Origin of the sequence: Treponema sp. OMZ 790, from assembly GCF_024181285.1 — a bacterium.
In the GTDB taxonomy this organism is placed as follows: Bacteria; Spirochaetota; Spirochaetia; order Treponematales; family Treponemataceae; genus Treponema_B.
Window position 1 is genome coordinate 1,601,997 of sequence record NZ_CP051201.1, and the last position, 12,964, is coordinate 1,614,960.

General features: G+C 37.2%; 12 protein-coding genes. All 12 read right to left on the minus strand.

Annotated features, from left to right (window positions below; all coding sequences use genetic code 11):
- Nucleotides 1–83: 83 nt before the first annotated feature.
- From xerC to rsmH, 12 genes are read right to left on the minus strand one after another with little or no spacing between them, the layout of a single operon-like run.
- Entirely contained in the window at nucleotides 84–1,001 is a 918-nt protein-coding gene (xerC, locus tag E4O01_RS07765) for a tyrosine recombinase XerC (protein ID WP_253691457.1), read from the minus strand.
- Entirely contained in the window at nucleotides 994–3,159 is a 2,166-nt protein-coding gene (gene topA / locus E4O01_RS07770) for a type I DNA topoisomerase (protein WP_253691459.1), read from the minus strand. Before topA ends, xerC begins: the two co-directional genes overlap by 8 nt.
- Before the next feature lie 18 nt (nucleotides 3,160–3,177).
- On the minus strand, nucleotides 3,178–4,110 hold the full coding sequence (dprA, locus tag E4O01_RS07775; protein WP_253691461.1) for a DNA-processing protein DprA: 933 nt from the start codon (nucleotides 4,108–4,110) through the stop codon (nucleotides 3,178–3,180).
- A 9-nt stretch (nucleotides 4,111–4,119) separates the two neighbouring features.
- Nucleotides 4,120–4,839 (minus strand): tetratricopeptide repeat protein, encoded by a 720-nt coding sequence (locus E4O01_RS07780; protein WP_253691463.1) that lies wholly within the window; start codon nucleotides 4,837–4,839, stop codon nucleotides 4,120–4,122.
- A complete protein-coding gene (locus tag E4O01_RS07785) occupies nucleotides 4,836–5,750 on the minus strand; it encodes a site-specific tyrosine recombinase (RefSeq protein ID WP_253695193.1) in 915 nt (304 codons plus the stop codon). Before E4O01_RS07785 ends, E4O01_RS07780 begins: the two co-directional genes overlap by 4 nt.
- A 15-nt stretch (nucleotides 5,751–5,765) precedes the next feature.
- Nucleotides 5,766–7,049, minus strand: coding sequence for a cell division protein FtsZ (ftsZ, locus tag E4O01_RS07790; protein WP_253691465.1), 1,284 nt, complete (start codon nucleotides 7,047–7,049; stop codon nucleotides 5,766–5,768).
- A gap of 25 nt (nucleotides 7,050–7,074) precedes the next feature.
- On the minus strand, nucleotides 7,075–8,319 hold the full coding sequence (gene ftsA, locus E4O01_RS07795; protein ID WP_253691466.1) for a cell division protein FtsA: 1,245 nt from the start codon (nucleotides 8,317–8,319) through the stop codon (nucleotides 7,075–7,077).
- Nucleotides 8,309–9,169 (minus strand): cell division protein FtsQ/DivIB, encoded by an 861-nt coding sequence (locus E4O01_RS07800; protein WP_253691468.1) that lies wholly within the window; start codon nucleotides 9,167–9,169, stop codon nucleotides 8,309–8,311. The genes ftsA and E4O01_RS07800 overlap by 11 nt, the downstream gene beginning before the upstream one ends.
- Nucleotides 9,170–10,303, minus strand: a complete 1,134-nt coding sequence (ftsW, locus tag E4O01_RS07805; protein WP_253691470.1) for a putative lipid II flippase FtsW — start codon at nucleotides 10,301–10,303, stop codon at nucleotides 9,170–9,172. It abuts the gene before it with no gap.
- Nucleotides 10,304–11,734: a UDP-N-acetylmuramoyl-tripeptide--D-alanyl-D-alanine ligase gene (gene murF / locus E4O01_RS07810; protein ID WP_253691472.1), complete on the minus strand. Its 1,431-nt coding sequence runs from the start codon at nucleotides 11,732–11,734 to the stop codon at nucleotides 10,304–10,306.
- Nucleotides 11,727–12,011, minus strand: coding sequence for an FtsB/FtsL family cell division protein (locus tag E4O01_RS07815; RefSeq protein ID WP_253691474.1), 285 nt, complete (start codon nucleotides 12,009–12,011; stop codon nucleotides 11,727–11,729). The genes murF and E4O01_RS07815 overlap by 8 nt, the downstream gene beginning before the upstream one ends.
- The gene (gene rsmH, locus E4O01_RS07820; protein WP_253691475.1) at nucleotides 12,008–12,961 is read right to left on the minus strand and encodes a 16S rRNA (cytosine(1402)-N(4))-methyltransferase RsmH; all 954 of its coding nucleotides are present in this window, start codon (nucleotides 12,959–12,961) and stop codon (nucleotides 12,008–12,010) included. The genes E4O01_RS07815 and rsmH overlap by 4 nt, the downstream gene beginning before the upstream one ends.
- Nucleotides 12,962–12,964: the final 3 nt, after the last annotated feature.

Sequence of the window (12,964 nt, forward strand, 5' to 3'; positions counted from 1 at the left end):
TAATACGAAGTTTTGTACCTAGGTACAAAACTCGGCAGATAAACAGTGAGGCTGAATTTCTGCCGAACTGTTTATCAAACCTCCTATGAATGAGGATGAGCAGTCTTATATAAATTTTGAAGCTGCTCAGCCGTAATATGCGTATATCTTTGCGTAGTGGAAACACTTTCGTGTCCAAGCAATTCCTGTACAACCCTTATATCCGCACCTCTTGTAATTAGAGTAGATGCAAAACTATGTCTAAAAGCATGGGGTGAAAGATGTTTTAATTCGGGAGATAGTTCAACATATCTGTTTATTATATACCGAATTCCTTTACTTGTTAAGGGTTGAGCTTTTTGATTTATAAAAAGAGCATCCCTTATTTTCCCCGTATTATCTTTTTGAACTTGCCCCTTGTGCTTTTCAAGCAGAGCAGCTCTTTCTTTTAAATACTCCTTTAAATACTCCTTTGCAAATTCTGCAAAAAACACCTTTCTTTCTTTTTTTCCTTTTCCGAAAACGATGGCATAAGAAAGAGTTCTATCCAAATCTTTTATATCGAGTCCGGCTAATTCCGAAACACGGCAGCCTGTAGAATAAAGAGAAGCGAATAAGGCAGCATCCCTTGCCTCCCAAAGAATATCCGCATTTGAAGGCAGTTTACAAAATTCTTTAGCCTGTTTAGGAAACATGAACACAGGAAGTTTTTGAGCAAGTTTTAAATTCCTAACAGAGGATATGGGATTTGTTTTTGCCAGATTAAACCTTAAAGCATATTTGTAAAACCCCCTGAGGGTAGACATCATCCTGTTGATCGAAGCCGGAGCAAATTTTTTATCTGCAAGTTCTGCGATAAAAATTCTAACATCTGAAGCTTTTAATTCAAAAACATCCAGCTCAAGTTCCTTTAACCATTCTTCAAAAATAATCAAATCGTTTTTATAAGAATCTATTGTTGCTTTTGTAAATTGCCTGACTCCCCCGCTGTAAGTGAGGTAGTTTTCAAATACTTCATTCATTACTTCTATCTACCTCCACATCTTCTACGCCTTCAACTACGCTGTGTAAGTAATCGCAATCAGGATTAATACAAGCCTTATAGTTTCCGTTTTTCTTATCATATTTTTCTACCATAAACCATCCGCATTTAGGACAGGATGCATTGATGGGCTTAAAGTGAGAAATAAAATCGCATTCGGGGAAATGAGTACATCCGTAAAATTCTTTTCCCCTTTTTTTTGATTTACGGGCGATTATGTCGCCGCCGCAGCCTTCACGCGGACATTTTGCCAAGGGAATGGATTTTGTATTTTTACATTCGGGGAAGGCGCTGCAAGCCAAAAACACTCCGAAGCGCCCGAGTTTTTTTACCATCTTGTTTCCGCATTTTTCGCAGACTATGTCGGTAACCTCATCCAAAGACCCCTTAATACTTTCTACATTTTCCAGGGCCGTATCTACTTTTTCTTTAAATGAACCGTAAAAACTTTCCATCAGCTTAGGCCATTCTATTTTATTTTCTGCAACTTCATCCAAGCGGTTTTCCATTCCGGCAGTAAAATTAACGTCGATTATTTCTGAAAAATTTTCTACCAAAAGACTGTTTATAATTCTTCCCAACTGGGTCGGAACAAGCTGCTTATTGGATCGAGTTACATAATAGCGGTCAAGCAAAACCGAAATAATAGGAGCATAGGTTGAAGGCCGGCCGATTCCTTTTTCTTCCAGCATCTTTACGATACTTGCATCCGTATAACGAGCAGGGCCTTGAGTAAAATGCTGTTCGGGTCTTAAACCTTCGATGCTGACTGCATCGCCGACCTTCATTGCAGGGAGAGCTGTTCCTTTTTCATCTTTTGAAATCAAGGTTTTTGTAACGGTGTAAAAACCTTTTTCCGTTACCTTTGTAGAAGCCGCACGAAAAATTGCGTTCCCTACTTTTATTTCGTAACTCGATGTTTTTGTTTTTGCATTTTTCATTTGACTTGAAACAAAGCGTTCCCAAATCAAAGAATAAAGCCTTAATTGATCTCGAGTTAAAAATTCTTTTAAATAAGAAGGAGTGTACTCAACATAGGTAGGGCGTATTGCTTCGTGTGCATCTTGAGCTTTTTTTCCTGCCGCGTACACATTCGCTCCTTCAGGTAACTCTTTAGGATGATTTTCGGTTATCCACTTACGCACTGCATCTATCGCGACATCGGATATTCTAACCGAATCGGTACGCATATAGGTAATCAAACCTACACGGGTAGAACCGACTGCAACGCCTTCATAAAGCTGCTGGGCTACCTGCATTGTTTTTTTGGAAGTAAAACCTATTCGGTTTGCCGCAACCTGCTGTAACGTAGAAGTCGTAAAAGGAGGACGAGGCTTGATGCTTTTTTCGGTAATTTTAATATCATCGACAAGGGCAGGTAATGAACCCAACTCTTTTATAATTGCATCAACTTCTTTTTGATTTTTCAATTCGGGTTTATTGTCCTTGTATTTTACAAGCTGGGCTTCAAAAGAAGTTTTATTGTATTTAAAGTCTCCGTCAAGAGTCCAATATTCATCCGGTATAAAATTTTCAACTTCTTCTTCCCTCTCGCAGATTAAGCGAAGAGCAACAGATTGAACTCGGCCGGCCGATAGACCGTTTTTTACTTTTTGCCAAAGAAGAGGAGATAAGTTATATCCTACAAGTCTGTCTAAAACTCTTCTGGATTTTTGAGCATTTACCTTTCCCATATCAATATCCATGGGATTTTTTACGGCTTCTTGAATCGCATTAGGAGTTATTTCGTTAAAAACTATCCTTTTTATGGGAGAAGAACATTCGGCAAGTAAAGCCTCATGTAAATGAAAGGCTATCGCTTCTCCTTCACGGTCATTATCACTTGCGAGAAAGACACCTGAAGATTTCTTCGCTTCCTTTTTTAATTCTTTTAAAATTTTAGCACGACCTCTAACCGTGATATACTCAGGAGTAAAATTATTTTCTATATCTATTGCCAATCTGGACTTAGGCAAATCTATCAGATGCCCCATTGAGGCTCTGACTATATAATCGTTACCTAAATATTTTTCGATAGTCTTAGCCTTTGCAGGAGACTCGACTATAACCAAGCAATGCTGTTTTGTTTTTTTTGCAGTACGTTTAGTTTTCTTTGTTTCATTCGTTGTTTTTTCCATAAATCAATACCTCATAATCTATAAATTGGTAAACAGCATATTTTGCTGATTATTTTTTAAATGACTTTCCGTAGGATATTTCCAATCATGTAAAATATCATCTATGGATTTTATCGCAAAAGCCCCCTGTGCGTAAAGAGCTTTACCGCCTTCATTTTGTAAAGAATGTAAAATAGGTTCACATACATAAACATCCCTGCCCTGCTCTAAGGCAAAATCTGAAGTAATAAGAGCCCCCGATTTTTTCGGAGCTTCAACAATCAAAACGGAACGCGAAAGTCCCGAAATAATTCTATTCCGTTCAGGAAAGCGGTAAGACAGGGGCTCAGTTCCCGGAGCATATTCACTTAAAATACAGCCTCCCGACTCCAAAATATTTGCGGCAAGTTTCTTATTTGAACGGGGATAAATCATCTCAGGTCCGCAAGCCAAAACGGCTATAGTTTTTCCCCTTCCTTCAAGACAGCCCCTGTGCGAAAAAGCATCTATACCGAAAGCTAATCCCGAAACAACCGGAATATTTTTTTCGCCGGCTTCCTTTCCTAAATTCAGAGCTTGTTCAATTCCTTCTCCCGTAGGGCGTCTGGTTCCTACCATTGCAAGCATGGGCTGTTCAGCTGACGGAAGACTTCCGCGATAAAAGACTGTAAAGGGATGATCGGGAATTTCTCTAAGCTGCGGAGGAAATTCTGAATCATAGAAATAAAGCATTTCTATATTATAAGCATCCATGAGTTTTAAGGTTGAGTCAACAAGAGATTTAAGTAAATCCTTATCCCATTTTCTGGGGTTAACTTGACGACCTACAATTACGGAAATATCTTTTATAGAAAGTAATAAAAGAGAAGATAAAGAGTCAAGCTTTTCCGATAAAAGAAGTTTTTCTTTTCCCTTGAGAAAATAACAATGAGATAATCCTATATGTAAAATTTCTTTTTCGGATATATTCATCTTAATTTTTTATCTTCCTCCGGCTTTGATTTCCCGAATATTGCTTTCAGCTTTCGCTTTATTTTCTGCACTGCTTGAAACTTCTATAATACGCTCGTAAACAGAAACGGCTTTTTCGCTTTCACCGGTCATAGAATAAGCGGCTCCAAGTAAAAATAAATGATCTATGGGCTTTTTTTCAGATTCGGTGACTCTTTCCAAAATAGGAATTGCATCAGCAGGTCTATTTAGTTCAAATATATACAAAACCGAAAGAGCGTAAACAGCCTTAGAATGCTTAGGATCTATTTCCAATGCGCGGTTATAAGCCGAAACGGCAAGAGAAAAATATCTTTGTTTTTCGATATCCGTTCCCGTTAATTCAAAATCTAAAGAATTTTTTGCAGTTAAACTTGCGGCAAGTCCTGTCTGATAAAATAAATTTTGATTTTCGGGATAGTACTCTAAAGCTGATTGAAAAGCCTTTAATGCTTTTTCGTACATCTTTTGATCCATATATCTTGAACCGAGTATTTTGTACCAAATGCCTATTCGGCCTTCGGCAATAATTATATCGTCAACTCTTTTTTCATACTTTCTTATAGCTTCTTTTAATTCGGCTTCAGTATTAGGATTGCTTACTCCTTCTTCCAATTCTTGAAGTCTTTTTATACCCGTAACCTTATTACAACTTATCGATATAAAAATCAAAAATAAAATAATTATTGCGGAACAAAATCTTTTTTTCATTTTTCACTCCTTTTCAATTTTTTGGAATCAAAAAATTTATTATGATACATCTGTAAAGACTTATCCTCGATATGTGTATAAACTTGCGTTGTAGAAATATCGGAATGTCCCAAAAGGCATTGTACGGATCTTAAATCCGCACCTCCTGCAAGCAAATGCGTCGCATAGGAATGCCTCAAAGTGTGAACCTTTGTTTCAATACCAGAAAAATTTGAAAGCTCGTTTATTCTTTTCCAAATTCCTTTTCTGGTCAAAACGGATCCTCTATTATTTAAAAAAACGGCACCTGAAGTTAAACTATTTTCTGCGTGTTTTGGTTTTAATAGTTCGGTACGGGCTTCAAATATATACCGTTTAAGCCAATATTTTGCAGCACTTCCAAATGGAACTATTCTTTCCTTGTTTCCTTTTCCGGTAACTTTAATTAAGTCTTCATCGTAAAAAATATCTTCAAGTTTTAAATTAACAATTTCGCTCACTCTGAGCCCTGCAGAATAAATAAGCTCAAACAAGGCTCGGTCTCTGATGTTATTGGGTGTATCCAAGGGTATAGCCGCGAAAAGACTGTCCACCTCATCGGGAGATAAAACTCTGGGTAAGGTCTTTTCTCGTTTAGGCCTTTCAATTCCTTCACTCGGATTATCTTTTCTGACTCCTTCGATAATCAAAAATCGAAAAAAAGAATTAAGAGCGGCAATATCTTTTGCGATAGTCTTAGCCATAATTCCGGATTCGGATCTATGCAAGATAAAATCGATACAGTCGGCTTCAGTCGAATTTTCAATTGAAGTGCCGGGCATATACTCTTGAAACAATTGCAAAGTATTGATGTAGGTTTGAGCTGTTGCCTTTGAATGAGACTCTGCTGAAATTAAAAATCCGTAGAAAGCCCTCAGCTGTATCTTCGTCAGTTTATTTTCCTCCTTTTACCTTAAAGCCTTTTGATTTCGAAGCCATGCAGGAGTATCCAAATCATTTTCCATAGGAGGAACAATGGAACTAAACGAAGGTCTTCTTTCAGAAACATAAGCACCTTCATAGTTTTTTTCGGAAGGAGCTTCGGTTCTGTTTCGTAATCCCAAACCGGAAAGCGTAGGAGCTTTGGTTTTGTTTAATTTATTCCATTCACTAGATGTCATAAAAGAATTATCGTTCAATGACAACGCTTCTTCTTTTTCACGGGAAGATTTTAAGGCAACATTTACTTCATCAATAGAAAAAGTATCGTTGGATTTAAAACCCGTTGCAATCAATGTAACAACTATTTTGTTTTCTACAGAAGGATCAATAGTTGCACCGAAAAAGATAGCAGCATCAGGATCGGCGCTTGCCGTTATAATTTCCATTATTTCCTGTATTTCATGCATACTTAATTTTTCATCACCGCAAATATTTACCAAAATATTTTGAGCGCCTTCAACTCTGGCCTCTTCTAAAAGAGGATTATTGATTGCATTTGTTGCAGCATCGACAGCTCTGTTTTGTCCTTCACCGACACCGACACCCATATGAGCATTTCCTTGAGCTTTCATTACCGATTTAACATCGGCTAAATCAACATTAACTTCTCCATGCTGATAAATCAAATCGGAAATTCCTTGAACGGCTTGACGTAAAACATCATCAGCTTTTTTAAAAGCCTCTACAACAGGAGTGGAAGGCTCCACCATCTTTAAAAGATGTTGATTAGGAATAGTGATTACGGTATCGACTGACTCGCGTAATTTTTTAATACCTTCCTCGGCAAGGCTCATTCTTTTTCGGCCTTCAAATGTAAAAGGCTTTGTAACTACTGCAACAGTTAAAATCCCCTGCTCTTTTGCAATTTCTGCAATGATGGGAGCAGAACCTGTTCCCGTACCTCCACCCATGCCGGCAGTTATAAAGAGCATATCGGCATCTTGTATTGCATTTGCAATAGCTTCTCTGTCTTCAATGGCAGCCTTTTCACCTATTTCGGGATCTCCTCCTGAACCGAGACCCTTGGTGATCTTTGTTCCGATAGGCAGCTTTAACGGAGCATTTGAATGGCTCAAAGCTTGAAGATCGGTATTTGCGACTATAAAGTCAACGTACCGCATATTGCTTGACATCATTCGGTTTACGGCATTTGATCCGCCTCCTCCGGCGCCTATAACTTTAATTATAGCCGGAGTGCCTGCTCCTGCCTGCTCATCATTAATCTTGTCTTCTATAACTTCATATAACATACTAAAAACCCTCCCGTATGCAATTTTAAAATAATTCTTTTATAAAATCTTTTATTTTTGAAAAAACAAATCCCGAATTTTCTTTTCGAGGATTTGAAACCTGTCCGCCCTTATTTTGGTCATCAAAGCTATGCAATATCAAACCCAATACTGCAGCAAATTCCGGACTTCGGTATTGTCCCACAACTCCCCCTATCGTTGATGGAATTCCCAGCCGGGCAGATTGCATGCCGAATATTTCATCGGCCAGCTCTGTTGTACCGTTTAATAATGCGCCTCCACCGCATATTACAACCGAGCCTCCAAGATGCGTACCCTGTACAAGAGTATCAACTTTATTTTTTACCATTACGAAAATTTCAGCCATACGTGCTTGTAATATTTCGCATATTTCGCTTCGATATATTTCTTCAGGCCCTCTTCCTCCGAAACCGGGAATCAAAACCTGTTCATCGGATTCGACAAAGGGCATCCAACAACACCCGCTCGATACCTTTATTTTTTCGGCCGTATCAAAAGGAATATTTTTTACGATTGCCAGATCATTGGTAACCTGCATTCCGCCTACAGGTAAAGAGGCGGTAAGAATCGGACCGCCATTTTGCATAACAACTATATCTGTAGTACCGGCACCGATATCTATTAAAATTGAACCAAGTTCTTGTTCGTCTTTTGTCATAACAGCTCTTACATCAGCCAGACCGTTATGCATTAAACCATCAATATTTAAATTAGCTCTTACAACACAATTAGGTACATTTTTTATTGATGTAACTGCTCCGGTAATAACGTGAACTTCCGCTTCAAGTCTGATACCGATCATATTTAAAGGATCTTTTATTCCGTGTTGCTTATCTACAGTGTAAGACTGAGGCACCACATGAATTATCTGTCTATCCATAGGAATGGCAACTGCCTTAGCGGAATTAATAACCGATTCAATATCTGAGCGGTCAATTTCTTTATTGTTTTTACCCTTATCGCTTATGGGAAAAACACCTTTAGAATTTATACCTTCTATATGAACGCCGCCTAAACCTACGGTACAATGAAAAATATCAACACCCGACATAACTTCTGCCTCATCTACAGCTTTGTTTATTCCTTGCACGGTATTTTCGATATTTGTTACTATGCCTTTACGCATACCCGTAGAATCGCTTACACCGATACCGGTAATCTGCAAATGCCCTTCTTCATTTTTTTCTGCAACGACAACTCGAATATTTTTGGTACCTATATCCAATCCTACAATTATATTATCGCTCATCTTTAGCCTCTCTTTTTATATAAACGGCATTAGCACCACGCAGATCAATTCCAATAATATTTTTATCCAAATTTATATCCTTTACTACATCAAGTATAAGCATCATATACTGTAAAGATTCTTCCGTCAAAAATTTATTAGTTATTACGGAAAGACGGCTCTTTAACGGATAAATCACCAAATCATAGCCTCCGTATTTTTTCGGCTGAATTTTTATTTCAGAGATTTCATTCAATAATACGGGATATTTTTTTTGTAAAACATCCAACTGAACAAAAAGCTGCGAAAGTTTTTCGTTGATTTTCATACCTTCACGAGGATTATTAAAAGTCAATCCGGTAATAATAGGCAAATTAGATTGAATAATCGGAGAACCTATTCTAAAAACAACTCCGTATCCGTCAATCTCCATAGCAGTTGTTCTTCCGCCGACTTCAGTAAAAGCTACTGCAACGGCTTTTCTTTCCACTATTTTAATTACAACCTTATCGGGGAATTTTTTTTCTACCGTAGCCGATGCAATACCGGGATACGACACAAGCCTTTTAGAAACTTCAGAAGAATTTATACTAAGCCATTTGGTATTTTTGTCTATTCCTGCAAGTTTTTTCACTTCGATAGAACTTAAATCCAAACAACCCGAAATATTTATTGAAGCTGTAGAGTTATACGGTAATATTATTGCATAGTAAACACCTTCTATCATCAAAAGTAAAATAAGGCTTATAATAAATATTTTAATTACAGCTGATTTAATTTTCGATGATTTTTCGACTGCAAGAGGTTCATCCTTAAAATATGCATTATGGGAGTACTCATCTTTTTTCCATGTATACAAAATATCAGCCATCTATTTCTCCTTTTTATTTACATAACCTGATGCATTTAAAATTAAACCGCATAAACAAAATGTGACTACAAGCGATGATCCTCCCGATGAAAAAAACGGAAGAGGGATTCCGGTTGCAGGAATTAGTTTTGAAACAACCGCACAATTTATAAGTGACTGAGTTAAAATGCAGCTTACAGCGCCGAAAGACACATAAGCTCCGAATCTGTTCTTACATCCGAAAGCTATACGATATCCAAAAATTGCAAAAAACGCAAGAAGAGCAATATAAAAAATCACACCGATAAATCCCATCTCTTCAGCCCAAACTACAAATATAAAATCCGAATATATTTCGGGCACACTTGCAATTTTACGAACACCGTTTCCCAATCCCTGCCCCCAAAGGCCTCCGTTTGTCAAGGCATTAAGCGAAGCCTGTATTTGAAATCCGGAATTTAAAGGACTCCGAGAAGGGTCCAAATATGACAAGACTCTTTCCATTCTGTATTCTTTTGTAACTATCATTAAAATAAAAATCGGAATAAAACAACCGCAGCCCTTAAAAAACCATAAAAGAGGAACGCCGGCTATAAAAAACATCAAAACTCCGATATACAGAATAAACATCGAAGAAGAAAAATCATTTTCCAAATAAACCAAAAGAGCAAATAAAGATGTTATAACAAATGGTGTAATAATCGAAATTAAAGGCTGATCGTATTGATTATTTTTTTTATCGAAAAAATTAGCCAAAAATAGAATCAGAGAAAGCTTTAAAAGCTCCGAAGGCTGAAACATAAAACCTGCAATATTTACCCAACGGGAAGCACCGTTTCTTTCTTCTCCTATTCCGGGAATAAACGGCAATAAACAAAAAATAAAAGTTATAAGCATTATAAAGGGCAGCATTTTTCTTATTGTTGAAAAATCTACAAAAAGAAAAAACGTCATTGCAATTATACCTGCAATAAAATGTTTTATTTGTTTACTGACAAAATAAAGATGATTATCAAAGAGACGCTGTGCATAATAAATCGACCCTGAATATAAGGTCGCAAAACCCACGCCGAACAAAAGAAGAACAGACATAGCAAAAACAAAATCATATTTTTCCGAATGAATATTTTTCTTTGCAATAATATGTTTTACCACTTAAACCTCTCCTTCCTTTAAAACAGATTCCAACCTCTCAAGCTCCATTGATCTTGAACCTTTTAACAAGACAAAATCATCTTTACACAAATTTTCTTTAAGCCGGTTTTTTAAAGCATCAAATTGATTTGTTTTAAATCGATATATTTTTTTTGAAGAAGAAATTTTTACATTTTCAAAAGCAGAACAAATACCGTCTCCAAAAAAATATAAATTATCCGCATCGGATTTTAAAGCATCTCCAATAATCTTTTTGTGTTCATACTCCGACTCTGCACCGAGCTCAAGCATCGATGCCAAAATATAATGCTTTGAATACTCCGTATTTATAGAATCACAAAATTCTATCGCACTTTTCATCGAATCGGGATTTGCATTATAGCAATCCAAAAAATAGGTTACGAAGCCGCGGGCAACCTGCGATCTACCAAACAGAGGTCTCACGGCTTCTAAACCTGATTTTATCTCCTTAGCCGAAAAACCATTTTTTTCGGCTAAGGCTATACATAAAAGAGCATTTTTTACATTATATTTTCCGGGCAATGGAAATAGAATTTCATTCCCTTTATAAAAAATTTTAGAACCCGATATGCCGGCATCTTCAACCCTTTCAACCAATGAAGAGCCTTCATACGGAACGGTAAAAATAGAACCGTGAGGAACATCTTTTAAAAATTCGGTAAACTCACACTCAGGAACAAAGCCCAAAGACTCATCATTAAAACAAGAAAAAATTTCTTTTTTTTCCTCAGCAATCGCCTGTCTTGTGCCGAGAATTCCGATATGGGCAGTTCCTATATTTGTAATTATAGCAGCGTTTGGTAAAAGAATTTTTGTTATTTCGGCTATCTCACCTCTGCGGTTCATACCGAGTTCAAATATTCCGGCCTCATGTTCAGGACGAACTTCAAAAACTGAAAGAGGCAATCCTGTCTCGGAATTTAAATTACCCTTCGTCGCCACGGTATTATATTTTTGGGAATATATCGAAGATAAAATTTCTTTTGTAGTCGTTTTCCCGCTCGATCCGGTAATCCCCACTTTATAAAGGTTAGGGAACTTTGCCAGATAATAAGCTGCCACATCCTGTAAAGCTTTTAAATTATTTTTTACGGCAATGCAGGAAACATTATATTTTTTACAAAGAGAAACAATCTGATTTTCATTTTCTTCAAGATAATCAAAATCAACAACAAAAACTTCTGCACCGTTTTTTAAGGCAGATTCTATATAAATATGACCGTCTTGTTTTTCGCCGCGTAAGGGAATAAAAAGAGAATTATTTTTTGCATTACGGCTGTCTATAACCACAGACGAAAAAGCTTTTGAAGAATCGGCTTTATAAACAAGCCTTGCATTCGAACTGGCTATTAATTCATCAAGAGTCATGAGAGAATAGTCTAAATCTTTGTTTTCCTTTCCGCTAACCATCCTTATTCTCCTTTGAAATAGAAACTCTTAAAATTTCACCCGATAAAGCTTTTCTCATTTTTAATTCTTCGACGGCAATTTTTTCGATTCGTTCAGGTTTTGACAAAATAGAAATACCCGAAATTTTCTTTTTGTTTTCTTCTATAATTTTTGCCTGCTCCTTATTATAGTCGGCCAAATCTCTTTCGACACTCACATATCTTGAAGACTGTAAAACTACCATAAATAAGAAAATAGGTATCAACAAGGTTAAAAGTACAGCAAGCATTTTTTTCATTTTTCATTCTCCCGATAATCAATTTTGCGCACAACCCTAAGACGGGCACTCCTCGACGGAGGATTCAGCCTTATCTCTTCATCAGAAGCCTTAACAGCCTTTTTTGTCAAAACTTCAGCTTTGGGCCTGCCCCCGCACTTACATATCGGCATATTTTCAGGACAGGTACAGTTTTTCCCCAGTTCTTTAAAATACATCTTTACAATTCTATCTTCGAGAGAATGAAAAGTAATAACCCCAAGTTTACCGTTCGGCGCAAGAACGGCAAAAGCCGCATCCAAAAGACGCGGAAGTCTATCAAGCTCGCCGTTAACGGCAATCCTAAGAGCCTGAAAAGTTTTTGTTGCAGGATGAATCTTTCCATGCCTGTAGTTTTGAGGAACAACCTTGTAAATACAATCAGCCAGTTCTTTTGCGTTGGTAAAAGCCGAAACCAACCTTTGCTCCGCTATACGGGAGGCTATTTTTCGAGAATAACGCTCTTCACCATAATTAAAAATCAAGTCAGCCAATTCTTTTTCTTTATAAGAATTTACAATATCGGCAGCACTCAGCTTAAGATCAGGGTTCAGTCTCATATCTAAAGGTTCTGTTAAAGCAAAGGAAAAACCCCTTCCTGATTTTACATAATGAAACATGGATATTCCCAAATCCAAAAGTATCAAGTCAGGAGAATTTAACTCTTTAGGGTAATTTTTAAAAAACGCATCAGACCAGCCCAAGTGAAAGCGCACCCTGCCGCCGAAAGATTTTAATCTTTCTTTTGCAAAGTCTTGAATTGAAGCGTCCGCATCAACACCGACAGCATTTAATTGAGGATATTTTTTTAAAAAAGCTTCAGTATGTCCGCCTTCTCCCAATGTTCCGTCTACAAAAAGATTATGGGAAGCATCAGGTTTTAAGAATTGGAGACACTCTTCAAGCAATACCGATGTATGAACTGGCGGCATAAG

Coding starts and splice junctions, on each gene's coding strand:
- murF (WP_253691472.1), bottom strand. CDS start 11,734: ATGGTTAGCGGAAAGGAAAACAAAGATTTAGACTATTCTCTCATGACT.
- topA (WP_253691459.1), bottom strand. CDS start 3,159: ATGGAAAAAACAACGAATGAAACAAAGAAAACTAAACGTACTGCAAAA.
- E4O01_RS07815 (WP_253691474.1), bottom strand. CDS start 12,011: ATGAAAAAAATGCTTGCTGTACTTTTAACCTTGTTGATACCTATTTTC.
- dprA (WP_253691461.1), bottom strand. CDS start 4,110: ATGAATATATCCGAAAAAGAAATTTTACATATAGGATTATCTCATTGT.
- E4O01_RS07780 (WP_253691463.1), bottom strand. CDS start 4,839: ATGAAAAAAAGATTTTGTTCCGCAATAATTATTTTATTTTTGATTTTT.
- ftsA (WP_253691466.1), bottom strand. CDS start 8,319: ATGAGCGATAATATAATTGTAGGATTGGATATAGGTACCAAAAATATT.
- E4O01_RS07800 (WP_253691468.1), bottom strand. CDS start 9,169: ATGGCTGATATTTTGTATACATGGAAAAAAGATGAGTACTCCCATAAT.
- ftsZ (WP_253691465.1), bottom strand. CDS start 7,049: ATGTTATATGAAGTTATAGAAGACAAGATTAATGATGAGCAGGCAGGA.
- xerC (WP_253691457.1), bottom strand. CDS start 1,001: ATGAATGAAGTATTTGAAAACTACCTCACTTACAGCGGGGGAGTCAGG.
- rsmH (WP_253691475.1), bottom strand. CDS start 12,961: ATGCCGCCAGTTCATACATCGGTATTGCTTGAAGAGTGTCTCCAATTC.